Origin of the sequence: uncultured Tateyamaria sp. (assembly GCF_947496075.1) — a bacterium.
Lineage (GTDB): Bacteria > Pseudomonadota > Alphaproteobacteria > Rhodobacterales > Rhodobacteraceae > Tateyamaria.
This window is the reverse complement of the sequence record NZ_CANMBJ010000005.1, coordinates 219,616-240,983: the sequence shown is the minus strand read 5'-3', so window position 1 is coordinate 240,983 and position 21,368 is coordinate 219,616. Positions and strand designations below refer to the sequence as shown.

Here is a 21,368-nt window from a genome sequence, read left to right as displayed (position 1 = left end):
TGGCAGAGTGCCCTTGAATGCAAGGAGGGACACATGCCGCTGACCATGAATCGTGAGGTTTTCATCACCTGTGCCGTGACCGGATCGGGCGGCACGCAGGATCGTAGCCCCCATGTACCGCGCAGTCCTGAAGAGATTGCCAACAGCGCGATCGCCGCAGCCAAGGCCGGAGCGGCTGTGGTGCATTGCCATGTGCGGGATCCGGAGACAGGGGTGCCGAGCCGGAAAATTGAATATTATCGGGAGGTTACGGACCGTATTCGCGACGCGGATGTCGATGTTGTCCTGAACCTGACCGCTGGAATGGGTGGCGACATGATCTTTGGCGATGTCGAAGCCCCTCTGCCCTTGAAAGAGGATGGCACTGACATGATCGGCGCGTCCGAACGGGTGGCGCATGTGGCGGAATGCCTGCCGGAGATTTGCACTCTGGATTGCGGCACCATGAACTTTGCCGAGGCCGATTATGTGATGACCAACACGCCCGGCATGCTGACCGCCATGGGTCGGATGATGACGGAACTGGGCGTGAAGCCCGAGATCGAAGCCTTTGACACAGGCCATTTATGGTATGCAAAACAACTGGTTAAGGATGGCGTTCTGGACGCGCCCGCGCTGGTGCAACTGTGCATGGGCGTGCCTTGGGGCGCGCCGGATGACCTGAATACCTTCATGGCGATGGTCAACAACGTGCCGGATGACTGGACGTTTTCCGCTTTCTCGCTTGGGCGGAACCAGATGGCCTATGTCGCGGCGGCGGTACTGGCGGGCGGCAATGTGCGCGTGGGTCTTGAGGACAATCTGTGGCTGGGCAAGGGCGAACTGGCGCAGAATTGGCAGTTGGTCGAACGGGCGGGCACTATCATTGAAAACATGGGTGCGCGGGTCATCGGACCGGCAGAGGTGCGCGAGAAATTGGGACTGACAAAGCGGGCGCCGAAAGCGTGATGACAGGGTGTCACCCCCCGTGCACCAGGCGTGCACCCCCTGTGCACCCCCATCGGACGCTTTGGCTCCTGATCATTAACCTTTGCGCAATAGGCTGGCTGGCTGCGTGCGCGCCTGCGCCTTCAGATGATCCTCAATTGCTGCGCAATCCGACCGTGCCAATCGGCGCCATCAGCCGGTTCGAAGAGGCGCGGTTTGACGGGCGGTGGCAGGTCGAAAGGGCGGGCGCTGGGGAGTGGGCGCTGGCAGGGTTCGAAGTTGCCGGCGGTCGATGGCAGGAGTTGAGCGCGACGGGGGCAACGCGCGACGGACGGGTGAAGCCACTTGGGCGCGGTATTTTAGAAATCACCTACGAAGACACGACCACGCGCGATCTGTGGGTCGTATGGATCGACCCTGATCACAACACGGCGGCCTTGGGAAACCCCGACGGCCGGTTCGGTTTTGTTGTGACGCGCGTTGGAAAGCGGCGGGCAGATCAGATCCGCGCGGCAGAACAGGTTTTGGACTTCAACGGATATCGGACAGAAACATGGGCAACGGTGCAGTAAGAACAGCGGCGATCATCGGCGGCGGTGTGATTGGTGGCGGCTGGGCCGCGCGGTTTCTGCTGAACGGGTGGGATGTGCGGGTGTTTGACCCAGACCCGGACGCCGAGGCGAAGCTGGCCCCGGTGCTGACGCAGGCAAGGCGGGCGTTGCCGAGCCTCACGGATGTGACCTTGCCCCCAGAGGGGCGGCTGACCTTTCACGCTGATCTGGCCGAGGCCGTCGCTGACGTGACGTGGATACAGGAAAGCGTGCCGGAACGGTTGGACATCAAGCACAAGGTGCTGGCGGATCTGCAAGCGGCGTGCCCTGCGGATGCGATCATCGGCTCGTCGACCAGTGGTTTTAAACCCAGCGAGTTGCAGGAGGGGGCGGCGCGGCCTGAGCAGATTATGGTCTGTCACCCGTTCAATCCCGTCTACCTGATGCCGCTGATCGAGTTGGTGCCCTCACCTGCAACCGACCCCACGCTGGTGGAAAACGCCGAGGGTATCTTGCGGTCGCTTGGGCATTACCCGTTACGTGTGCGCAAAGAGATCGACGCCCATATCGCAGACCGGTTCCTTGAAGCTGTCTGGCGCGAGGCGCTGTGGCTGGTCAAGGATGGTGTTGCCACAACCGAGGAGATCGATGAGGCGATCCGCATGGGCTTTGGCATTCGCTGGGCGCAGATGGGGCTGTTCGACACCTATCGCACTGCGGGCGGCGATGCTGGGATGCGCCATTTCATGGCGCAGTTCGGACCGGCCCTGCAATGGCCCTGGACCAAGTTGATGGATGTGCCGGAGTTTACCGATCAGTTGGTGGATCTGATTGCTGGTCAATCAGATGCGCAATCGGGGCATATGACGATTGCAGAGATGTTGAAGGCGCGGGACGACAACCTTGTGGGTATGATGCGGGCGCTCAAGGCCAATGATTGGGGCGCGGGTGCCGTGATGAACGCCCACGAGGCGCAGTTGCGCGAGGGCACTGTTCTGGCGGCGCATGCCGACGATCTGGAGGATGTGTCCGCACCTATCCTGACCGTGCATAGGGCAGTGCCGTTGGATTGGACCGACTATAACGGTCACATGAACGAGGCGCGGTATCTGCAGGCTTTTGGCGATGCGACGGACCGTTTCATGGAAATGATTGGCTGTGATGCGGAGTACATTGCGACAGGCGGCAGCTACTTCACTGCCGAGACGCATATTCGCCATCTGGATGAAGTGCATGCGGGAACCGTGATCGAGGTGCGCACACAGATCCTGGCGGGCGCCGGCAAGAAGCTGCATCTGTTCCATGAGATGTATGAGGACGAGCGGCTTTTGGCGACGGGAGAACATTTCCTGCTGCATGTGAGCCTTGAGACCCGCCGCCCATCCGAACCTGCGGTTGGGATTGTTGCGGCGCTGGAGCGTCTGGCTGCGGCTCATGCGGATTTGCCTGTGCCGGAGGGGGCGGGGCGCGCGGTTGGCCAACGGCCCTGACAGGGTGATCGTCGGGCGGCTCTGTTTGCCTTTGGCAAAGGCGCCCGCCCGCCGACCCGGGGGGAGCCGCGCTAGCGGATCAGGCTGCGCAGGCTTTCTAGGTGATCGGGCAGGGCGCGGGCCGTCATGGCGGCTTGCCTGATCAGCGTGTCGAAGTGCAGGGACAATGTTTCGATCCGCTCACGGTCGCGGAAGGCCATGTAGTGGCCGCCGGTGTAGATCACTGCGAGCAGAGGGCCGAAGATGGTGATCGGTGCCGAGTAGAGCTTGCGCTGGTCAAAGAGGTAGATGCGCAGCCTTGGGTAGAGCTGGGTGCTGAGGTCGAGCAGCTGGTCGAGCTGGCTGTGTCGTGTGTCTGTCGGCAGGTCTGCGTAGTAGCCGGTCCCTGCGGCGAAGCTGTGCAGTTCATACAGAGGCAGCGCGATTTCGTAGTCTGATTGTGCCGCGCGCATCCAGTTCAGCCGATCACGGGAGGCGTTGATGGCTTGCGTGGTGGTGCGCCCGAGGTGGGGGCCGTATTCCCATTCTAACATCTCTTGGGTCTTGAGCATGTCCGGCAGGCCCGCAGGGACGTGCCGGATCTTGTAACCTGCCGCTTCCTGGTGCCATGAGAAGATGCGTTCGTCGATCAGGGCGCGGGGGGCTTCAGTCCACGTAAGCGCGGCCGCGGTTAACGCTGCTGCGCTTTCGGGGCGATCGGAGAGGCCAAGCAGCCAGTCGGCGGATACGCCAAGCGCCTGGGCGCAGGCGCCGACCACCTGGGCGCCGGGCAGCCGCGCGCCATCATCACCGAGGGCCTGGCTGATGGTGGATCGGTCGGTGCCGATGTGGCGGGCCAGCGCGCTTTGCGACATGTTCTGGTCCTGCATGGCGCGGGCCAAGCGGGTGCGGAATTGGGATGCTCGAAGGCGTTTGTCGATAATTTCAGGCATATTGTGATAAATATCAACGATTGGCAAAATTGTTAACTCAATTCGGAATTCGCAGCGGTACGGGATCACGATAGCGTTCGGCATCACTTCCCGGAGCCTTTGCCAATGCCCTCACGCCGGTCGTCCCGACGCTTGCCTTTTGATCGCCCGATGCAAGTCGAGTGGATCACCTTGGGACTGTGGCTGGTGTGTGTTGCGCTGTGGAGTCTGGCCCTCCTGGTGTTGCCGGTGGGGTGGGCATGGGGCGTGCTGGTGTTCGCCCTTGTTCTGCATGCGTCATTGACCCATGAGGTGCTGCACGGTCATCCGTTTCCGTCCCGGATGGCGAGTGAGGCCCTTGTGATCGTCAATCCGGGGCTGTTTATCCCGTACCTGCGTTTTCGTGACACGCATCTGGCCCACCATCAGGATGCGAACCTGACAGATCCGTATGATGATCCCGAAACGAACTATGTTGATCCGGCAATGTGGAGGCGGATGCCACGCCTCTTGCGGGGTTTGCTTGCGCTGAACAACACGCTTGCAGGGCGTATGCTGCTGGGGCCAATCGTGGCGCAGGTCAGTTTCATGCGAGAGGACTGGCGGGCGATCCGGGCTGGTGATGCGCAGGTGTTGCGTGGGTGGTTGGTGCATCTGCCGGGCGTTTTCGCAGTTCTGTGCATCGTTTGGGCGAGCACCATGCCGATCTGGGTCTATTTGACGGCCTGCTACGCCGCGGTGTCCGTGTTGAAAATCCGGACCTTTCTTGAGCATCAGGCGCATGAGCGCGCACGGGGCCGCACGGTGATTGTTGAAGATCGCGGCCTGCTCGCGTTCTTGTTCCTGAACAACAACTTCCATGTTGTTCACCACATGCACCCGCGCGTGCCGTGGTACCGGTTGCCCGCGCTCTACCGGGCCAACCGCGACCGGTATTTGGCCTGTAACGAGGGGTATCGCTATGCCTCGTACAGGGACGTGTTTGTCCGGCACTTCCTGCGTGCAAAAGATCCGGTGCCGCATCCGCTCTGGTCCTCGGACCGCTGAGCCGCCATAGAGGGCCATGGCCCTTTGGATCCCCATTTCTGTCGCCGCGGCGATGTTTCAGACACTGCGGTTCATGTTGCAGCGGCAACTGTCCCTTGGCACCCTGAGCGCGTCGGGCGCGACGCTGGCCCGGTTTCTTTATTCCGCTCCGCTCATTGCCGTTCTGATCATGCTGTACATGCGCAGCACGGACGGGGTGTGGCCAACGTTTGGACCGCAGTTCTGGATGTTCGCAGCCGTTGGGGGGCTGGCGCAAATCCTTGCGACGGTGGCCACGGTCAGCCTGTTCAAGGCACGCAACTTCGCGGTCGGCATCACCTTCAAGAAAACAGAGGTTATCCAAGCCGTCCTGGTGGGCTGGATCGTGTTGGGGGACGCGGTCAGCTGGCTTGGTTTTGCAGCCATAGGACTGGGCCTTGTCGGGGTGCTGTTGCTGTCCGCCCCACCTGAGCCCGTGCGTTGGGATTGGCGGGACATGGCAAACCGGGCGACCGGGCTGGGACTGGCGGCAGGTCTGCTGTTTGCCGTGTCCGGGGTCAGCTACCGGGGGGCGTCGCTCAGCCTCGGGCTGGATGACCCGATTGCGCGTGCAGGTTTGACGCTGGCCGCCGTGACCGCGATGCAAACGGTTGCCATGGTTCTTTGGTTGCGGTGGCGTGATCCGGGTCAGGTCAGGGCAGTTTGGAACGCGCGCAAGGTTGCGGTCTGGGTCGGCCTGATGTCGATGGCCGGATCGTTTTGCTGGTTCTTTGCCTTCACGCTGCAAAGCGCGGCTTACGTCAAGGCGGTCGGGCAGATCGAACTGGTGATGAGTGCGCTGGTCAGTGTGCTGCTGTTCCGAGAGGCGATTACGTCTCGGGAGTGGATTGGCATGGCCGTTCTACTCAGCTCCATCCTGTTGCTGGTACTCGCGATCTAGTCCGCCGTGGGATGGCCGCGCAGGCGAAGGAACAGGCTCTCTTCATCATTGTTCTTGAAGTATGGCACACTTGCCGGTGGAGTGGGGTCCGTCACGCGAGCCGCGATTTCGGCCAAAACCACTTCGGTGATGAACGGCATGTCAAAACCACGGACATCGTCCAGGGCGATCCATTGCAGATGTGAAAGTTCATCGGAGGCGGAGCTGAAGTCGTCGAGGTCCGAAGCAATGTCCTGTGCGTCGATCAGAAAAAACCGAGCGTCAAAGCGGCGCGGGCGGCCTGGCGGGGTCAGCGCGCGAAAGACGAATTGCAGCGGGGCTGCGTGCGGGCGGTAGCCTGCGGATGCGAACTGTGCCCAATCAGGGGGCGCATCCGGCCAGTTGCCCTGTTGTCCGAGGATCTGCCCGGTTTCTTCGAACAGTTCGCGTATCGCCGCTGCGGCGAGGGCCGGGGCGAGATGCGGTTCACCATCTTCTGCGAGACGCGTGTCATTCGGCGACAAGAGCGTCGACGCGAGCGGTATGGAGTGGTCACCTGCATCGACCGCACCGCCCGGAAAGACGAATTTGTTAGGCATGAACGCTGCATTGGCGCCGCGCTGTCCCATGAGGATACGGGGCGTTGTCATCCTGTCACGCAGCACGATGACTGTTGATGCATTCCGAATTTGGGTCTTGTCGATTGTGGTCATGTCACCCCTTTGGCCGATGTCGGCGCCAGGGTGCAGGTGCTACCCGGCGCGGCCGAAGCCGCCCATCGACCGTGCCCACTGAAACCCGACGATGGCCCCCTTGAGCCTTGGCAAAAGGTAGAGGGACAAGCCCACGCAGCCAACTGCAAAAATCGTGAACAGCACCAGCGGCTCGGGTCGCCAATGGACAAACACTATATGCAAGAGGGGCGCCATCAAGTGTCCGACCAGCAGAATTGTCAGGTACGCAGGCCCGTCGTCAGCCCGCGCATGGGTGTAGTCAAGCTTGCACACCGGGCAGGCGTCGGCGAGTTTCAGGTAACCCTTCAACAGCCTTCCGTTGCCGCAGCGCGGGCATTTGCGTTTCCAGCCACGCATCAGCGCCGGCCGCACGGGCCGCTGGACTTCATTTGCAATCGTTGCTTGCTCGGTCTGCATGGCATCTGCCTTTCTAGAAGCTTGCGGAACATGGGGGCGCATCACACAAAACGGAATGCCGCAATCTGTCCTTGCGTCCCGATGTCGCGTTTCACATCAGGTACGACTCGGCAGTTGTTTTTTTTTTTCGACGGAATGTGCGGAACGTGCCGTTTGAGGTTGCATAGGACGGCGGGATCAACCGGCCGGACCTGAGGCAAAAAACGGAGTATACCTTATGCAACGCAGCACATTCATTGGAGCCATCGCCGCAGCGGCGGTTGGGCTTACCACATTGTCGGCCATGGCCCGCGATCGTGGCCCTGACTTTTCCGCTCTGGATGCGGATGGCAGTGGCGAAGTGACCTTGCAGGAAATGCAGGCAATCGGCCAGGCACGCTTTGCCGCGGCTGACACAGATGGCGATGGGTTCCTTTCGGTGTCCGAGCTGGAAGCAAGCGCCAGCGAGCGCGCAAAGCCCCGGGCGGAGCGCATCCTGTCCCGTATGGACGCCAACGAGGATGGCAAGCTGTCGCCTGAAGAAATGCAGAACAACCGCCGCGATCCGGCCCGCATGTTTGAACGTCTTGATGCCGACAACAGCGGCGGGATTTCGCAGGAAGAGTTCGAACAGGCCCGTGCAGAGATGCGCAAGGGTGGCCGCAAACCGCGCGACAATAACTAAGGGCGCAGGCCCTGCCCCTTGTTCATGGGGGCAGGGCCGGGCAGGTTGCCGGAGTTATGACGATGCCGCTTGACGTACGCCCGGAGGAGGATGACGCCGCCTTGCTCGCCCGCTATGCGCGCGGAGATGCAGGTGCGGCCCGCGCCTTGACCGTTCGTCTGGCACCGCGCGCGCACGCGCAGGCCTTTCGTATGCTAGGCGACAGGTCAGAGGCAGAGGATGTGGTCCAGGATGCCATGTTGCGATTGTGGCGCATTGCGCCGGAGTGGCGGACCGGAGAGGCGCAGGTGTCGACCTGGTTGTACCGGGTCGTGTCGAATCTGTGCACGGATCGGTTGCGAAAACGCCGCCGGGGCGGTGTTGCACTGGATGATGTGGCCGAGCCGGAAGATCCTGCACCGGGTGTGGAGGCAACGTTGCAGGACAATGCGCGTCATACCGCGCTGCGCGTCGCGATTGCAGATTTACCGGAACGCCAGCGTCTGGCCCTGACACTGCGCCATTTCGAAGGGGTATCGAACCCGGAGATTGCGGAGCAGTTGGGTGTCAGCGTAGAGGCGGTGGAAAGCCTGACAGCACGGGCAAAGCGCGCCCTTGCAACGGCCTTGAAGGGGCGGGTGGCCGCCCTTGGATATGAAGGATGATGGATATGACAGTGGCACCAGACAAGCCTGATCCCAACGGGATCGACCAGATGCTGGACGAGCTTGCGGCACTGCCGGTGCCCGATCCCTCGGGCGATCTGGTGGCCCGGGTGCTGGCCGACGCCGAGTTGCATTTGCCAGCCCCCGGCGGTCGCGTGGCGGTGACCCCCTGGTGGCAGCAGATTGTGCGCGGCATCGGGGGGTGGGGGGCTGTAAGCGGGCTGGTTGCTGCAACCGCGACCGGCTTTGTCATTGGCCTTGGCGCGGTTGGCGATACGGGTGTCGATGCATTTTGGACCCTTGGATATGATGATGCCTATTACGACACCGACCTGGGCCTTGATGCCTTTGGTTGGGCATTGGAGGAGGGCTGAGCATGGCAGACACACAAATTGAGCGCCGCTGCCCGGTCTGGGTGAAGATCCTGCTGGGCCTGTCCCTGGCAATCAACCTGGGCATTGCGGGCCTTGTCGGGGGTATTGCCCTTAGTGGGGGACCGTTGGGCGGCAAAGGGCCGGGCATGGGCTATGCGATGCCTTATGTACTTGCACTTCCACAAGAAGACCGGCGCGCTGTGTTCGGTGTTGTACGGGGCAACCGGGACCTGCCTGGTCGTGGCGTACGCCGTGCAGTCTATGGCGAGATGGTGGCCTTGCTCAAGGCAGACACGTTTGACCGGGCGGCCGTTACAGCCATTCTTGAACGGCAGGCGCGTGGCGTTGAACAAGTTCAGAGTGTTGCACAGGATGAATGGTTGGACAGGGTCGCTGCCATGTCCGACGAGGAACGCCGCGCTTATGCCGAGCGTGTTGAGGAGGTGGTTGCAAAAGGGGGCCCTCGCAAACCGCGAAAGAAAGACTGAAGGCTGTCGCACGACTGTTGAACCTGATGTTTTGGGAACGGATATTTCCCGATCCTGCGCGGCAGGATGTTTGATGACACTCTCAAAGCATTGATATGCAAGACGCCCTGCGTTGTGCGCATCGACCTGCTAACATGTAACGAACAGGGACGGCGCGCGCCGATTGTCGGGTAAGGGATCAGGATGGACGAAGATGGCTACTTTGGTGACACCGTAGCGGAAAGCTATGACCGTGATCATGGCGGTTACGATCCAACGTTGATTGATCGGACGGTTGAGTGCCTCAAGGGGCTGGCGGGGTCGGGCAGCGTGCTTGAATTCGCCGTCGGAACGGGGCGCATCGCTTTGCCCTTGCTGGCATCGGGCCACGACGTGAAGGGCATCGAGCTGTCGAAGGCCATGGTGGCCGAGCTTCGCAAAAAAGAAACCGGCCCGCCGATGGACGTGGTAATTGGTGATATGACCTCCGCCCAGGTGCCCGGGCATTTCTCGCTTGTCTTCCTCGTGTTCAACACGATCGACAATCTTGTCACACAACAGGCGCAGATCGCGTGTTTCAAGAACGCCGCACGGCATTTGGTCAAAGGCGGGCGGTTCCTGATTGAAACCCGCGTGCCGCCCCTGCAGCGTATTCCATTTGGTGAGACTAAGATGGCCTTTGCCTGCAACAGTGATCATTTCGGTGTGGATGACTACGATCTGGCCACGCAGCGCTACACATCCAATCATGTCTGGATGAAAGGCGATCAGCATCAACATTTGTCGATCCCGTTTCGCTATGTCTGGCCGTCCGAGTTGGACCTTATGGCGCAATTGGCGGGTTTGGAGCTGGAGCATCGGTGGGCCGATTGGGATAAGACGCCCTTCACGCATCTAAGCGAAAGCCATATCTCAGTTTGGAGAAAGCCCGAAGGGTGATTGCCAAATCCCGGTAGCGCTGCCGCAGTGCGTAAGCTATCCGCCGATCCGGATCATCAGCCAGGTCAGAAGGCCCAGAACAAGCAAGGCGATCATGGCGATCCGGCCGGACATGGCGGCGTCGGATGGCTTTTTCTTCACGGTCTCGGGCGGGGCCGAGTAGGGTTTGGCACTGTCCGCCTCGACCGTTTCAGTCGCACGCCAGTCGGTGCGGACCTCGCCATATGTGCCAATCAGCGTTAGCGTCGGGGCCGGCTCCAACACCGTTTCGCGATCCCCGAATGCCAGCGAAAAGACAATCATTACCCAGCCACCCAGCTTTTCCAGCTTGGCTTTGTCCGGCGACAGTTGCTCTGTCGGTACTGCGTTGCCCTCAACCAGATAGCCAACAAGGCCAACCCCTTCGAGGTCCGAGATGGGGAAGACTTCGACATGCTGGGCGTCAACCGATGCCCCAAGTGCGGCATCAATCGCTTCTGGATCGTCCTTGAGTGCGCCCGCCTCCACGTCTGTCATCGACAGGGCAAAGACGCGGATGACCCCGCGTTCATTGGGCGGAACGCGGAAATCTGCGTTCATGCGACGCCCTGCACGGTGCGCAAATTGCGGGCCAGAAGGTCCATGGCGGCCATGCGCACGGCGACACCCATTTCGACCTGATCCTGAATGACTGAACGGTTGATGTCGTCGGCCAATGTTCCGTCAATCTCGACCCCGCGGTTCATAGGGCCGGGGTGCATGACGATGGCGTCGGGTTTGGCATGGGATAACTTGTCCGCATCCAGGCCAAAACGGTGGTAATACTCGCGCTCGCTGGGGATAAATCCGCCGTCCATGCGTTCTTTCTGCAAGCGGAGCATCATCACCACATCGACATCTTTCAGCCCTTCGGCCATGTCGTCATAGACCTCGACACCGAACTCGGCGATGCCTGCGGGCATCAGCGTGGGTGGGCCGATCAGGCGAATGCGATTCTCCATCTTGCCCAGCAGGATGATGTTCGACCGGGCGACGCGGCTGTGGGCGATGTCGCCGCAGATCGCGATGTTCAACCGGTGCAGCCGTCCCTTGGCCCGGCGGATTGTCAGTGCGTCCAGCAGCGCCTGAGTCGGGTGTTCGTGACGCCCATCGCCCGCGTTCAAAACCGCGCAATTCACCTTTTGCGCCAAAAGGTCCACAGCACCTGAATGCGGATGCCGCACCACCAGCAGGTCGGGGTGCATTGCGTTCAGTGTCATCGCCGTGTCGATCAGTGTTTCGCCCTTCGAGATGGACGAGGCCTGCATTGCCATGTTCATCACGTCCGCACCCAGCCGTTTGCCCGCCAGTTCGAAACTGGCCTGCGTGCGGGTGGAGTTTTCGAAGAACATGTTGATCTGGGTCAGACCCGCCAGCGCATCGCTGTGCTTTTTGGCGGCGCGGTTAAGGTCCACATATTCTTCGGCAAGATCCAGAAGGGTGACGATTTCTTCGGGGCGTAGGTGTTCGATCCCCAGAAGGTGGCGGTGGGTGAAGGTCATGGCGATCCCTTGGCGTGTTCCCGCGCTTATATGCGCCCGCCACGCGGCGCGGCAAGCGGTTGGGTTGGCATATTTGTGGAACACGGAATAGGCATTCCGGTTCGTGTGCGGCGCGCGTAGGATCGCGCCATGGAATCGGCGGAATATCATGGTGCCCTCGCGGCGCTGGCGTGGCAGATTGAGCTGGGCGCGGACGAGTGCATCGCCGATGCGCCGGTCAACCGCTATGACGTGCCTGCAACAGTGCCGAAGGTGGCAAAGGTCCCGGCTGCCGCACAAACGCCTGCGGTGCAGATCCCGCAAAACACGGTCGACCCGGTTGTGGTCGCGCAGCAGGTTGCATCAGCGGCGACGGATCTGGATGGTCTACGCGCGGCGCTTGCCGCCTATGATCACTGCGAACTGAAGCGTGGCGCCCGCAACCTTGTGTTTTCGGATGGTGTCGCTGGCGCCCGCGTGATGATCGTGGGTGAGGCGCCGGGCCGCGATGAGGATATTCAGGGCAAACCTTTTGTGGGGCGGGCGGGTCAGTTGCTTGATAAAATGCTCGCCGCGATCAATCTCAGCCGGGGCGAGAGTGTCTACATCACCAATGTCTTGCCCTGGCGGCCGCCGCAGAACCGCGATCCAAAGCCGGAAGAGGTGGCAATGATGCAGCCCTTCCTGCACCGGCACATTGAATTGGCGAACCCTGACGTGTTGGTTGTCGTGGGCAACCATTCCTGTCAGGCGCTTCTGGGCAAACGCGGCATCACCCGCCTGCGGGGCAATTGGACCGAGGCGCGCGGCAAGCCTGCGCTGCCCATGTTCCACCCGGCCTACCTGTTGCGTAACCCGGCGGCCAAGCGTGAGGCCTGGGCCGATCTGCTCAGCCTGCAAGCGCATTTGAGAGACACCAAATGATCGACCCCATCATTTATCTGACCTTTCTGCCTGCGGCCTTTGCGCTGGTTCTAACACCCGGGCCGGACATGCTGTTTGCCATGGCGCAGGGATTGCGGGGCGGTAAGGGGCCAGCGGTTGCGGCCTCTGCCGGGATCGCGTCGGGGGCTTTCATCAATGCGGGTCTTGCTGGCCTGGGCCTTGGCGCGCTGGTGGCTGCAGCCCCTTGGGTCTTTGGCGTGGTGCGCTGGGTTGGGGTCGCCTACCTGCTCTATCTTGCGATCAAGACGCTGATGTCGCCGCTTGTCGGTGAAAACACCCGGCCCGTGCGCCCTTCGCGGGCGTTTCGGGACGGGCTGGTGGTGAACCTGTCGAACCCGTCAGTGATCCTCTTCATCCTTGCCTTCATTCCGCAATTCGTGGATCCGGCGCGTGCCATCCTACCGCAGTTTCTGATCTATGGCGGGACGATTGCCGTTCTGGGCTTTGCCGTGAAATCTGGCGTCGGGCTTACTGCCGGTGGGCTTGGCCGTGCGCTCGCGCGCAATCCCATCATCGAACGTGTGCTGCGGTGGATCACTGCCGGTGTCTTCGGCGCCCTGGCCGCCCGCGTCGCCCTTGCTGGAGCCCGCCCATGAGCCGTATTGACGACGACATCGACTTTATTCCGATCCGCATCGCCGTGCTGACGGTCAGCGACACGCGCAGCCTGGACGAAGACCGTTCGGGCGACGTGCTGGTGGGGCGACTGACCGATGCCGGTCATACGCTGGCTGACCGCAAGATACTGCCTGATGAGCGCGCGCAGATCGCGGGTCAGCTCCGCACATGGTGCGATGACCCTGAGATTGACGTTGTATTGTCGACCGGTGGCACGGGCCTGACCGGCCGCGATGTGACTGTCGAAGCACACAGGGATGTCTACGAAAAAGAGATCGACGCCTTTGGCACCGTGTTTACCATCGTGTCGATGCAAAAGATCGGGACATCCGCTGTGCAAAGCCGCGCAACGGGCGGCGTCTGCAATGGAACTTACCTGTTTGCACTGCCCGGCAGCCCGGGGGCGTGCAAGGATGCATGGGACGAAATCCTGGGTCGGCAGCTCGACTATCGGCACCGCCCCTGCAACTTTGTCGAAATACTGCCGCGCCTCGACGAACATCAGCGACGGAAATAGCCGTCGCTTACGTAACAGCTTTGTTGCTTGGACATTTCCCGGGCGCCACTAAATTGTGATATGATCCCATCGGGGCGGTTAATGGCGTGAAAGAATGAGATTTTTAAGGCAAAGCCTGATCGGACTTGTGCTTGCGGCACTTACCCTTGGTTTGCTCGCCTATGCAGGGTCCATCGTAAGTGGTGCTGTGCAGGAACGGTTGGCGCGTGAGGCAAACACGCCACCGGCCCGCGAACGGGTTTTTGCCGTTGGGGTCGTGCGGGCTGAGGCTGGTACCGAAACCCCGGTGCTTGAGGCGTTCGGAGAGGTTCAAAGCCGCCGCACGCTGGAATTGCGCGCCGCTGCTTCGGGCCGGGTGATCGAACTGGCAGACGTGTTCGAAGACGGCGGGGAGGTCGAGCAGGGCCAGATCCTTGTGCGCATCGACCCTGCGAATGCCGAGGCGGCATTGGCACGTGCCGATGCGGATCTGATGGATGCCGAAGCCGAATTGCGTGATGCCGACCGGGCCCTTGTCCTGGCGCGGGACGAAGAGCGGGCAGCGCAAGATCAGGCCAACCTGCGGCAACGGGCCTTCCAACGGCAGGTTGATCTTGCCGAACGCGGCGTGGGCACCGCAGCGGCTGTGGAAGAGGCCGAGCTGGCCGCATCATCCGCCCGTCAGGCGGTGCTGGCCCGCAGGCAGGTTGTCACCTCGACCGAGGCACGGATCGACCAGGGTCGTACACGCCTTGCCCGCGCCCGCATCGCATTGGACGAAGCACAGCGCACGGTGGACGATACAACCGTTATGGCCCCGTTTGATGGCACGCTGAACGAAACCGATCTTGTTGCGGGCCGCCTTGTGTCAAGCAATGAAAAGCTTGCGGCGCTGATTGATCCAAACGCGCTGGAGGTGGCGTTTCGCCTCTCAACCGCGCAATATATTCGACTGCTTGGGGACAATGGCAGCGTGATGTCTGCACCGATGACGGCGACACTGAATGTCGTTGGTATTGATCTGACAGCCACCGGAACCGTCAGCCGCGCCAGCGCAGGTGGTGGTGACATGCAGACCGGGCGCCTGATCTTTGCTCGCCTCGACAGTGCGGTGGGATTCAAGCCCGGTGACTTTGTGACTGTTGTGGTGTCTGAACCGCCGCTGGATGAGGTGGTGCGCCTACCGGCCTCTGCCATTGATGCGGCGAACACAGTTTTGGTACTGGGTGAAGACAACCGGCTTGAATCCGTTGAAGTCGAGCTTTTGCGCCGTCAGGGCGACGATGTGCTGGTGCGCAGCCCTGACATTGTGGGTCGTGACGTGGTCGAAGCCCGCTCGCCCTTGCTGGGGTCCGGAATCTCGGTGCGGCCCTTACGTGCTGATCAGGCCGAGGCGCAGGTTGAGCCCGAGATGCTTGAGCTGACTGATGAACGCCGCGCCCGGCTTGTTGCATTTGTAGAGGCGAACGAACGCATGCCGGCAGCAGCCAAGGAGCGTGCGTTGGCCAGCCTGAGTGAAGCGCGTGTGCCTGCACAGATGGTTGCGCGGCTCGAAAGCCGGATGGGCGGGTAGATGGTGCGCGGCATCCCCAAGGCGGCGGGGGGGATCCTCAGCTACTTTGTTCGCCACCGCACCGTTGCCAATCTGCTGCTTCTGATGATGCTCGTGGCCGGTGTGGCTTCCATGCCCAACATGCGGGCCCAGTTCCTTCCCGATGTGATCATCGACAATGTCACGGTCAGCGTGGCTTGGGACGGGGCTGGGGCCGAAGATGTCGATGCAGGCATCGTTCAGGTTCTCGAGCCTGTACTGCTGGCAGTTGAAGGTGTTGAAAGCACAGAGTCCCGGTCGCGCGAAGGGTCAGCCACCGTAACGCTTGAGTTCGAACCGAATTGGGATATGGGCCGTGCCGCGGACGATGTGCAAACGGCGGTCGATGGCGTCACAACCTTGCCGGATGAGGCAGATGAACCCACGGTGCGCCGCGGCGCGTGGCGGGACCGTGTGACCGATGTGGTGATTACCGGGCCAGTGAACCCTCAGCAGCTCGGGCTGTTTGCCGATGAATTCATTGTGCGCCTCTTTGCCGAAGGGATCACGCGCACCACGATCCGCGGCGTTGCCGCGCCCCAAGTTCTGGTCGAAGTGCCGTCGCTGTCTCTGATCGCGAACGAAGTCACGATGTCCGAGATCGCCCAGGCGATCAACGCAGAGGTTGATACTGACCCGGCCGGCGACGTGTCAGGCGCCAATGCCCGCGTGCGCACCGGCACGCAAAAACGCACACCGGAAGAGATCGCAGGCATCGTGCTGCGGTCCAACCCGGATGGATCCAAGCTGCGTGTGCGTGACGTTGCAACCGTCACGCAGTTGGGTGCGGCGCGCAACCGCAGCTATTTCGTGGGGACCAACCCCGCCGTGTCGATCCGTGTGGACCGAACCAACAATGGCGATGCCATTGGCATGCAGGCGCAGGTGGAAAAGGTGGCGGCTGAATTGCAGTCCACGCTGCCCCCTTCGGTGACCGTTGACTTGATCCGCACCCGCGCCGAAGCCATCTCAGCCCGTCTCAATATCCTCGTCGACAACGCCATTGTGGGCCTCGGCCTCGTGATCTGCCTGTTGTTCCTGTTTCTGAATGCGCACACTGCCTTCTGGGTGGCGGCAGGCATTCCGGCGGCCCTGTTTGCAGCCATCGCCTTGATGTTCCTTGGTGGCCTGACACTCAACATGGTGTCACTCTTTGGGTTGATCATCACCCTGGGGATTGTCGTCGATGACGCCATCGTGGTGGGTGAGCATGCCGATCATCGCCACAGGGCGCTTGGTGAAGCGCCCATGGCTGCAGCTGAAAACGCGGCTCGCCGTATGGCAATGCCGGTCTTTGCAGCAACGCTGACGACCGTTATCGCCTTTTTTGGATTGGTCGCCGTCGGCGGACGCTTTGGCGATCTGATCCGCGACATTCCCCTGACTGTGATTGCCGTGTTGCTGGCCTCGCTTGTTGAATGTTTCCTGATCCTGCCGCATCACATGGGGCATGCGCTGGCCGCATCGGACAAACCGCGCTTTAGCCGGATCAAACTTGGCGTGGCGGTGCTGAGTGTCGCTGTGCTGTCTGCCGTGATCTCCGGTGCTGTGGGATATGTGATCTGGTCCGGCAGCATCGCAACTGCTTGGGATGTCTGGCCCTACCTGCTGGCAGGTCCCACCGTTTTGGCTGCCGTCTTCCTGCTGTCCCCTCGTCGCCTCAAGGTGGATTGGGTCGCGGGCATGGGGGCGAAGGGGCTCGACACGCCGTCGGTCATCGTCAACCACGGTTTTGAGTGGATGCGTGAAAAGCTGTTCCGCCCCATGATGGCCGGTGTGATTGCCGCGCGCTATGTGGTGCTGGCGGGTGTCTGCGTGGTGCTGGCCAGCCAGGTGGCACTGTTCATCCAGGGCGACGTGCAATGGCGGTTTTTCAACGCACCCGAACGCGGGTCCGTTACGGGCAACTTCGCCATGCTCGAAAGTGCCACCCGCGACGACACCTTGGCCATGATGCAGGAAATGCAGCGCGCAACCGAAGCGCTGGGCGCAGAATATGAAGAACGCTATGGCCGCAACCCCATCGACTATGTGATCGCAGAGATCGGCGGCAATGCGGGCCGCGGTCTGTCCGGAACGGAATCCAAAGACACCGATCTGCTTGGCGGCATCTCGATCGAATTGATCGACGCCGACCTGCGCCCCTATACCTCCTTCGCATTCGTGGCCGATTTGCAGGATGCCGTTGTGCATCACCCCCTAGCCGAAACCGTCAGTTTCCGCGGCTGGAGATCGGGACCCGGCGGTGACGCGCTGGATGTGCAGTTCTTCGGCAACGACACCGACACGCTCAAAGCGGCGTCCGAAGACCTCAAACGCGCCTTGTTGCAATATCCCGAGGTAAGTGCGGTCGAAGACAACCTCGCCTATGACAAGGAAGAACTGATCCTCGACCTCACGGCACAGGGGCAGGCCCTTGGCTTTACCATCGATACGCTCGGCAGCGCCCTGCGCGACCGGCTGAACGGGATCGAAGCGGCAACCTTTCCCGATGGCCCCCGCAGCGCCGAGATCCGCGTAGAGCTGCCAGAGAACGAGCTGACCGCCGATTTCCTGGACCGCACCCAGATGCGCACGCCCGATGGCGGATACGTCCCACTGGCGGACATTGTCAGTGTCGAACGCCGCACCGGCTTCTCGACCGTCCGGCGCGAGAACGGTGTTCGGCTCATTTCCGTCACGGGCGACATTTCCGAAGATGACCCCGCCCGCGCGACCGAGATCAACCGTGCCCTTGAGGAAGAGATTCTGCCCAACATCGCCGCCGAACGTCAGGTGGATTTCCGCAAGGCAGGGCTGAGCGAACAGGAAGACGAATTTCTAAATGACAGCCTGACGGGCCTGATCCTGTGCCTGACCGGTATCTATCTTGTTTTGGCCTGGGTGTTTGCAAGCTGGACGCGACCAGTTGTCGTGATGGCAATCATTCCCTTTGGCCTCGTTGGCACGATCTATGGCCACAGCGTGTGGGACATACCACTAAGCATGTTCACGGTGGTGGGGCTGCTTGGGATGACGGGCATCATCATCAATGACAGCATCGTGCTGGTCACAACCATTGACGACTATGCCAAGGATCGCGGCCTGTTTCCGTCGATCATCGACGGCGCGGCAGACCGGTTGCGCCCGGTCATGCTGACAACGCTGACAACGGTGCTGGGGATGACGCCGTTGCTTTATGAGACATCGCAACAGGCGCAGTTCCTGAAGCCGACAGTAGTCACGCTGGTCTACGGCCTTGGTTTTGGCATGGTGCTGGTGCTGCTCGTGGTGCCGGCGCTGGTTGCCGTGCAACACGACGTGGCACGACAGATTCAAGCGATGCGGCGTGGGCTGGGATCACCAGCCGCGTCGGTCCGCTGGGGTTTCATGGTGCTTTGGGCGGCGGTATTGGGGTGGTTCGGTACGACGATGGGTTATGCTGTCGTCACCGGCGCATTGCCGCCTTACTTGACACATATGTTGCCGCAACTGGCAGAGAACGACGCAGTGCCAATGGCATTTGCCCTGTTTGCGGCTGGGGTGATGGTTTTGGGGCTTGTGGCCTATGTGCTGGCGGCGCTGACCTTCCAGATCATGCGCCGCCGCGCGGTCTAGCCGGCCGTGCAGCCGCGTACATCCACGGCATAGCTTCCGCCCAGAATGGTGATGCGCACGTTTGACCGATCAATGGCAAAAGCGCCGCCCTCGGTATGTATCATCTCGCTTACTGCGACGACGGTGTTGCCGCTGCGGGTTGTCGCGGCCTCGCTCACCCATACATCTGGCACACCGGATTCGATCACTGCGACCTCGGTTCCGCCGGTGTGCGGCAGGTCGATACGGGCTTCGATCTGCATCCCATGGTTGGTCGGACGCAGCCGGCAGGTGACGGATTGCACGTCGGCCTCATCCGCGGAATAGGGCATGTCAGCCAACGCCGCCACAATGGCTGGTGTCGGGCTCAGGTCCGGGCTGTCCAGCAGGGCATCAATCGATACCTCATGGGGAATGCAGACATCGGAACAGACGCCCATGGACAGCTTGGTGCGCAAGCGTATGGGCTTGCCCGGCTTCGTGGGGGTGATGTGCATGGGGATCACCACCTGCTCGGTATAGCCGATGGACTGCATCCCGTTCTGGACATGTACATCCGGGGTTGGCCAGTTCAGACCAACGGCACTGATGTTGCGGGCACGTGACCAGTCGAAATGCGGCGGAATGCCGGCATCGCCCGGCGCCCGCCAATAGGTTTTCCAACCTGGTGCCAGAACCAGGCGCACCGCTGCCAAACGACGGCCATCGGGCAAATCCCAACCCTGCAGCACTTCGGTTTGAACGATATTGTCATACCGACCCTGGGCCAGGGTCGGCACAGCGGTCACGGCAGCCAGCAAGGCGGCAAGGGGCAGGGAGCTCTGTTTCATGGTTTCTAGATGCAACGCCGGACGATCAAAGCCAAGTCACGTCCCGGTCAACTTCCTGTAACGATCCAGTGCGCGGTGGCTTGCCTGTGGCACGTCTTTCGGTTGCTCCGCGCGCGGACCGGCGGCATTCTGCCACCAGAAACAACGGAACAGGCAATGACAGTCGCCTCCAAACTGGATCTGACAGGGCAACTCCTGGTCGCAATGCCGGGCATGGGCGACCCGCGCTTTGACCGCTCGGTTGTGTTTGTCTGCGCGCATTCGGACGAAGGCGCCATGGGACTGATCGTGAACAAGCCTGCCACGGACATGATGCTGGGCGAGTTGCTGGACCAGATCGAGATTGCCTGCACGTCGCCTGAACGACGCAAGCCGGTGCATTTTGGGGGGCCTGTTGAAACCTCGCGCGGGTTTGTCCTGCATGGCCCTGACTACACATCGCGCCTTCAGACACTCAAGGTCGGCACCGCCTTTGGCATGACGGCCACGCAAGACGTGCTTGAAGATATTGCCATTGGTGATGGGCCGGAACGGGCGTTGGTCATGCTGGGCTATGCCGGATGGGGACCGGGCCAGCTGGAGGACGAGATCGCCCGCAATGGCTGGTTGACAGTCCCGGCTACACCACAAGTGGTTTTCGGCACCGGCAATACATCGAAATGGATGAAGGCGCTGAATGCGCTGGGCATCGATCCCTTGGGATTGTCGGGTGAGGCGGGTCGGGCCTAGGGCCGTGGGGCCGCCGCACGCCGCAAGCGATCATTGATGGCCCGACCAAGACCGCATTCCGGGATAGGAGCCACAGCGATTGGGCGGCCCAGGGCATCCAGCGCATGCAGGTGGTCAAACAGGTTTGCAGCCGCTTCGATCAGATCACCTGACAAGGACAGGTTCAGGTCCGACGCCATGGGGCCAAACCCCAATAACACCTCGCCCGGATGTGCCGCATTGGCATTCAGGCGGACGGTTGCACCGGGGGCATAATGTGATGCCAACTGACCCGGCGCTGTGATCACCTTTCCTGCCTGTGCAAGGGGGCCGATAACGCGCTCGATGTCTTCCTGCGCCAGCCCGCCGGGCCGCAGCAGGGCGAGGGGGTTGCCCCCGACGATGGTCGACTCAAGCCCCACCGGGCAAGGACCGGCATCAACAACGGCATCAATCCGACCGCCCAATCCTTCCATGACGTGCATCGCCGTTGTCGGGCTGATACGCCCCGATGGGTTGGCGGATGGGGCCGCGACAGGCCCGTCAAAGACGCGCAGCACGTCCTGTGCCGCCGGATGCGCAGGCACCCGCAGCGCGAGCGTGTCGAGACCCGCCGTGACCAGCGGCGACAGACCGTGCCCATCCACGAGCGGTGCCACCAGCGTCAGTGGCCCAGGCCAGAAGCTTTGGGCAAGGTCGGCCAGCACGCCCGTGATGTCGGCATATCGACGCGCCATATTCAGATCCGGCACATGCACGATCAGCGGATTGAAGCGCGGACGTCCCTTTGCGTCAAAGATGCGCGCCACCGCGTGGCTGTTCCGGGCGTCCGCGCCCAGACCATAGACCGTTTCGGTTGGAAATGACACCAACCCGCCCGCCGCCAAGAGCCGCGCGGCCTCGGCGATCCCGCTCGCATCCGCGGGCAACAGGGCTGTCTCGCTTTGTGTCATCCGACCTTGTCCGCTTTCTCGTGACGCCGCGTTTGAGTTGCGGTACGCCCATCAGAAACGCATCTATGATTTCAAACATGCCCCTTTAA

23 protein-coding genes are annotated in these 21,368 nt (G+C 61.6%); 16 read left to right on the top strand and 7 right to left on the bottom strand.

The features are described 5' to 3' along the window. Window positions 1-33: 33 nt before the first annotated feature. From Q1A51_RS18235 to Q1A51_RS18225, 3 genes are all read left to right on the top strand, one after another. On the top strand, window positions 34-948 hold the full coding sequence (locus tag Q1A51_RS18235; protein WP_299604528.1) for a 3-keto-5-aminohexanoate cleavage protein: 915 nt from the start codon (window positions 34-36) through the stop codon (window positions 946-948). A gap of 155 nt (window positions 949-1,103) precedes the next feature. After that, complete coding sequence (locus tag Q1A51_RS18230; RefSeq protein WP_299604526.1) at window positions 1,104-1,499, top strand: lipocalin family protein; 396 nt, start codon at window positions 1,104-1,106, stop codon at window positions 1,497-1,499. Beyond that, the gene (locus Q1A51_RS18225) at window positions 1,481-2,968 is read left to right on the top strand and encodes a carnitine 3-dehydrogenase (protein ID WP_299604524.1); all 1,488 of its coding nucleotides are present in this window, start codon (window positions 1,481-1,483) and stop codon (window positions 2,966-2,968) included. Before Q1A51_RS18230 ends, Q1A51_RS18225 begins: the two co-directional genes overlap by 19 nt. Window positions 2,969-3,039: 71 nt before the next feature. Here the strand turns inward: Q1A51_RS18225 and Q1A51_RS18220 are convergent, their stop codons facing one another. Next, window positions 3,040-3,900, bottom strand: coding sequence for a helix-turn-helix transcriptional regulator (locus tag Q1A51_RS18220; protein ID WP_299604522.1), 861 nt, complete (start codon window positions 3,898-3,900; stop codon window positions 3,040-3,042). A gap of 132 nt (window positions 3,901-4,032) precedes the next feature. Here Q1A51_RS18220 and Q1A51_RS18215 point away from each other — a divergent pair, with 132 nt between their 5' ends. Both Q1A51_RS18215 and Q1A51_RS18210 read left to right on the top strand, forming a co-directional pair. Next, on the top strand, window positions 4,033-4,926 hold the full coding sequence (locus Q1A51_RS18215) for a fatty acid desaturase (RefSeq protein WP_299604520.1): 894 nt from the start codon (window positions 4,033-4,035) through the stop codon (window positions 4,924-4,926). Between the two features lie 16 nt (window positions 4,927-4,942). Beyond that, a complete protein-coding gene (locus Q1A51_RS18210) occupies window positions 4,943-5,845 on the top strand; it encodes an EamA family transporter (protein ID WP_299204838.1) in 903 nt (300 codons plus the stop codon). Here Q1A51_RS18210 and Q1A51_RS18205 read toward each other — a convergent pair. Beyond that, a complete protein-coding gene (locus tag Q1A51_RS18205; RefSeq protein ID WP_299604517.1) occupies window positions 5,842-6,537 on the bottom strand; it encodes an NUDIX hydrolase in 696 nt (231 codons plus the stop codon). The two genes, Q1A51_RS18210 and Q1A51_RS18205, sit on opposite strands and share 4 nt — an antisense overlap. A 39-nt stretch (window positions 6,538-6,576) precedes the next feature. Next, window positions 6,577-6,975 carry a DUF983 domain-containing protein gene (locus Q1A51_RS18200; RefSeq protein ID WP_299604514.1) on the bottom strand — a complete coding sequence of 133 codons (399 nt, stop codon included), beginning with the start codon at window positions 6,973-6,975 and terminating at the stop codon, window positions 6,577-6,579. Window positions 6,976-7,192: 217 nt separating this feature from the next. Between Q1A51_RS18200 and Q1A51_RS18195 the strand changes: the two genes are divergently transcribed. The 5 genes from Q1A51_RS18195 to Q1A51_RS18175 all read left to right on the top strand — a co-directional run bounded on the left by Q1A51_RS18195 (window position 7,193) and on the right by Q1A51_RS18175 (window position 10,063). Beyond that, complete coding sequence (locus Q1A51_RS18195; RefSeq protein WP_299604510.1) at window positions 7,193-7,639, top strand: EF-hand domain-containing protein; 447 nt, start codon at window positions 7,193-7,195, stop codon at window positions 7,637-7,639. A 56-nt stretch (window positions 7,640-7,695) separates the two neighbouring features. After that, complete coding sequence (locus tag Q1A51_RS18190; protein ID WP_299604507.1) at window positions 7,696-8,283, top strand: RNA polymerase sigma factor; 588 nt, start codon at window positions 7,696-7,698, stop codon at window positions 8,281-8,283. Between the two features lie 5 nt (window positions 8,284-8,288). Then, window positions 8,289-8,657: a hypothetical protein gene (locus Q1A51_RS18185; protein WP_299604504.1), complete on the top strand. Its 369-nt coding sequence runs from the start codon at window positions 8,289-8,291 to the stop codon at window positions 8,655-8,657. A gap of 2 nt (window positions 8,658-8,659) precedes the next feature. Continuing rightward, entirely contained in the window at window positions 8,660-9,145 is a 486-nt protein-coding gene (locus Q1A51_RS18180; RefSeq protein WP_299604501.1) for a periplasmic heavy metal sensor, read from the top strand. A 183-nt stretch (window positions 9,146-9,328) separates the two neighbouring features. Next, the gene (locus Q1A51_RS18175; RefSeq protein ID WP_299604498.1) at window positions 9,329-10,063 is read left to right on the top strand and encodes a class I SAM-dependent methyltransferase; all 735 of its coding nucleotides are present in this window, start codon (window positions 9,329-9,331) and stop codon (window positions 10,061-10,063) included. 36 nt (window positions 10,064-10,099) lie between these two features. On the opposite strand, the gene Q1A51_RS18170 is transcribed toward Q1A51_RS18175, so the two are convergent. Together Q1A51_RS18170 and Q1A51_RS18165 are read right to left on the bottom strand one after the other, a co-directional pair. Continuing rightward, window positions 10,100-10,642 carry a hypothetical protein gene (locus tag Q1A51_RS18170; RefSeq protein ID WP_299604495.1) on the bottom strand — a complete coding sequence of 181 codons (543 nt, stop codon included), beginning with the start codon at window positions 10,640-10,642 and terminating at the stop codon, window positions 10,100-10,102. Further along, entirely contained in the window at window positions 10,639-11,583 is a 945-nt protein-coding gene (locus tag Q1A51_RS18165) for an aspartate carbamoyltransferase catalytic subunit (RefSeq protein ID WP_299604857.1), read from the bottom strand. The genes Q1A51_RS18170 and Q1A51_RS18165 overlap by 4 nt, the downstream gene beginning before the upstream one ends. 129 nt (window positions 11,584-11,712) lie before the next feature. Here Q1A51_RS18165 and Q1A51_RS18160 point away from each other — a divergent pair, with 129 nt between their 5' ends. The 5 genes from Q1A51_RS18160 (at window position 11,713) to Q1A51_RS18140 (ending at window position 18,809) form a co-directional block, all read left to right on the top strand. Beyond that, complete coding sequence (locus Q1A51_RS18160; protein WP_299604492.1) at window positions 11,713-12,486, top strand: uracil-DNA glycosylase; 774 nt, start codon at window positions 11,713-11,715, stop codon at window positions 12,484-12,486. Next, window positions 12,483-13,103 (top strand): LysE family translocator, encoded by a 621-nt coding sequence (locus Q1A51_RS18155; protein WP_299204864.1) that lies wholly within the window; start codon window positions 12,483-12,485, stop codon window positions 13,101-13,103. Before Q1A51_RS18160 ends, Q1A51_RS18155 begins: the two co-directional genes overlap by 4 nt. Then, a complete protein-coding gene (moaB, locus tag Q1A51_RS18150; protein WP_299604489.1) occupies window positions 13,100-13,642 on the top strand; it encodes a molybdenum cofactor biosynthesis protein B in 543 nt (180 codons plus the stop codon). Before Q1A51_RS18155 ends, moaB begins: the two co-directional genes overlap by 4 nt. 94 nt (window positions 13,643-13,736) lie before the next feature. After that, window positions 13,737-15,194: an HlyD family efflux transporter periplasmic adaptor subunit gene (locus tag Q1A51_RS18145; RefSeq protein WP_299604486.1), complete on the top strand. Its 1,458-nt coding sequence runs from the start codon at window positions 13,737-13,739 to the stop codon at window positions 15,192-15,194. Beyond that, window positions 15,195-18,809 carry an efflux RND transporter permease subunit gene (locus Q1A51_RS18140; RefSeq protein ID WP_299604483.1) on the top strand — a complete coding sequence of 1,205 codons (3,615 nt, stop codon included), beginning with the start codon at window positions 15,195-15,197 and terminating at the stop codon, window positions 18,807-18,809. Here the strand turns inward: Q1A51_RS18140 and Q1A51_RS18135 are convergent. Beyond that, entirely contained in the window at window positions 18,806-19,618 is an 813-nt protein-coding gene (locus Q1A51_RS18135) for a protein-disulfide reductase DsbD domain-containing protein (protein WP_299604480.1), read from the bottom strand. The genes Q1A51_RS18140 and Q1A51_RS18135 overlap by 4 nt on opposite strands. Window positions 19,619-19,774: 156 nt before the next feature. Here Q1A51_RS18135 and Q1A51_RS18130 point away from each other — a divergent pair, with 156 nt between their 5' ends. Continuing rightward, complete coding sequence (locus Q1A51_RS18130) at window positions 19,775-20,347, top strand: YqgE/AlgH family protein (protein ID WP_299604477.1); 573 nt, start codon at window positions 19,775-19,777, stop codon at window positions 20,345-20,347. Here Q1A51_RS18130 and Q1A51_RS18125 read toward each other — a convergent pair. After that, a complete protein-coding gene (locus tag Q1A51_RS18125; RefSeq protein ID WP_299604474.1) occupies window positions 20,344-21,279 on the bottom strand; it encodes an L-threonylcarbamoyladenylate synthase in 936 nt (311 codons plus the stop codon). The genes Q1A51_RS18130 and Q1A51_RS18125 overlap by 4 nt on opposite strands. Window positions 21,280-21,368: the final 89 nt, after the last annotated feature.

Excerpts from the sequence above, each read along its gene's own strand:
- Q1A51_RS18235 (WP_299604528.1), top strand. The coding sequence starts at position 34 with ATGCCGCTGACCATGAATCGTGAGGTTTTCATCACCTGTGCCGTGACC.
- Q1A51_RS18225 (WP_299604524.1), top strand. The coding sequence starts at position 1,481 with ATGGGCAACGGTGCAGTAAGAACAGCGGCGATCATCGGCGGCGGTGTG.
- Q1A51_RS18220 (WP_299604522.1), bottom strand. The coding sequence starts at position 3,900 with ATGCCTGAAATTATCGACAAACGCCTTCGAGCATCCCAATTCCGCACC.
- Q1A51_RS18210 (WP_299204838.1), top strand. The coding sequence starts at position 4,943 with ATGGCCCTTTGGATCCCCATTTCTGTCGCCGCGGCGATGTTTCAGACA.
- Q1A51_RS18205 (WP_299604517.1), bottom strand. The coding sequence starts at position 6,537 with ATGACCACAATCGACAAGACCCAAATTCGGAATGCATCAACAGTCATC.
- Q1A51_RS18200 (WP_299604514.1), bottom strand. The coding sequence starts at position 6,975 with ATGCAGACCGAGCAAGCAACGATTGCAAATGAAGTCCAGCGGCCCGTG.
- Q1A51_RS18195 (WP_299604510.1), top strand. The coding sequence starts at position 7,193 with ATGCAACGCAGCACATTCATTGGAGCCATCGCCGCAGCGGCGGTTGGG.
- Q1A51_RS18190 (WP_299604507.1), top strand. The coding sequence starts at position 7,696 with ATGACGATGCCGCTTGACGTACGCCCGGAGGAGGATGACGCCGCCTTG.
- Q1A51_RS18185 (WP_299604504.1), top strand. The coding sequence starts at position 8,289 with ATGACAGTGGCACCAGACAAGCCTGATCCCAACGGGATCGACCAGATG.
- Q1A51_RS18180 (WP_299604501.1), top strand. The coding sequence starts at position 8,660 with ATGGCAGACACACAAATTGAGCGCCGCTGCCCGGTCTGGGTGAAGATC.
- Q1A51_RS18175 (WP_299604498.1), top strand. The coding sequence starts at position 9,329 with ATGGACGAAGATGGCTACTTTGGTGACACCGTAGCGGAAAGCTATGAC.
- Q1A51_RS18170 (WP_299604495.1), bottom strand. The coding sequence starts at position 10,642 with ATGAACGCAGATTTCCGCGTTCCGCCCAATGAACGCGGGGTCATCCGC.
- Q1A51_RS18165 (WP_299604857.1), bottom strand. The coding sequence starts at position 11,583 with ATGACCTTCACCCACCGCCACCTTCTGGGGATCGAACACCTACGCCCC.
- Q1A51_RS18160 (WP_299604492.1), top strand. The coding sequence starts at position 11,713 with ATGGAATCGGCGGAATATCATGGTGCCCTCGCGGCGCTGGCGTGGCAG.
- Q1A51_RS18155 (WP_299204864.1), top strand. The coding sequence starts at position 12,483 with ATGATCGACCCCATCATTTATCTGACCTTTCTGCCTGCGGCCTTTGCG.
- moaB (WP_299604489.1), top strand. The coding sequence starts at position 13,100 with ATGAGCCGTATTGACGACGACATCGACTTTATTCCGATCCGCATCGCC.
- Q1A51_RS18145 (WP_299604486.1), top strand. The coding sequence starts at position 13,737 with ATGAGATTTTTAAGGCAAAGCCTGATCGGACTTGTGCTTGCGGCACTT.
- Q1A51_RS18140 (WP_299604483.1), top strand. The coding sequence starts at position 15,195 with ATGGTGCGCGGCATCCCCAAGGCGGCGGGGGGGATCCTCAGCTACTTT.
- Q1A51_RS18135 (WP_299604480.1), bottom strand. The coding sequence starts at position 19,618 with ATGAAACAGAGCTCCCTGCCCCTTGCCGCCTTGCTGGCTGCCGTGACC.
- Q1A51_RS18130 (WP_299604477.1), top strand. The coding sequence starts at position 19,775 with ATGACAGTCGCCTCCAAACTGGATCTGACAGGGCAACTCCTGGTCGCA.
- Q1A51_RS18125 (WP_299604474.1), bottom strand. The coding sequence starts at position 21,279 with ATGACACAAAGCGAGACAGCCCTGTTGCCCGCGGATGCGAGCGGGATC.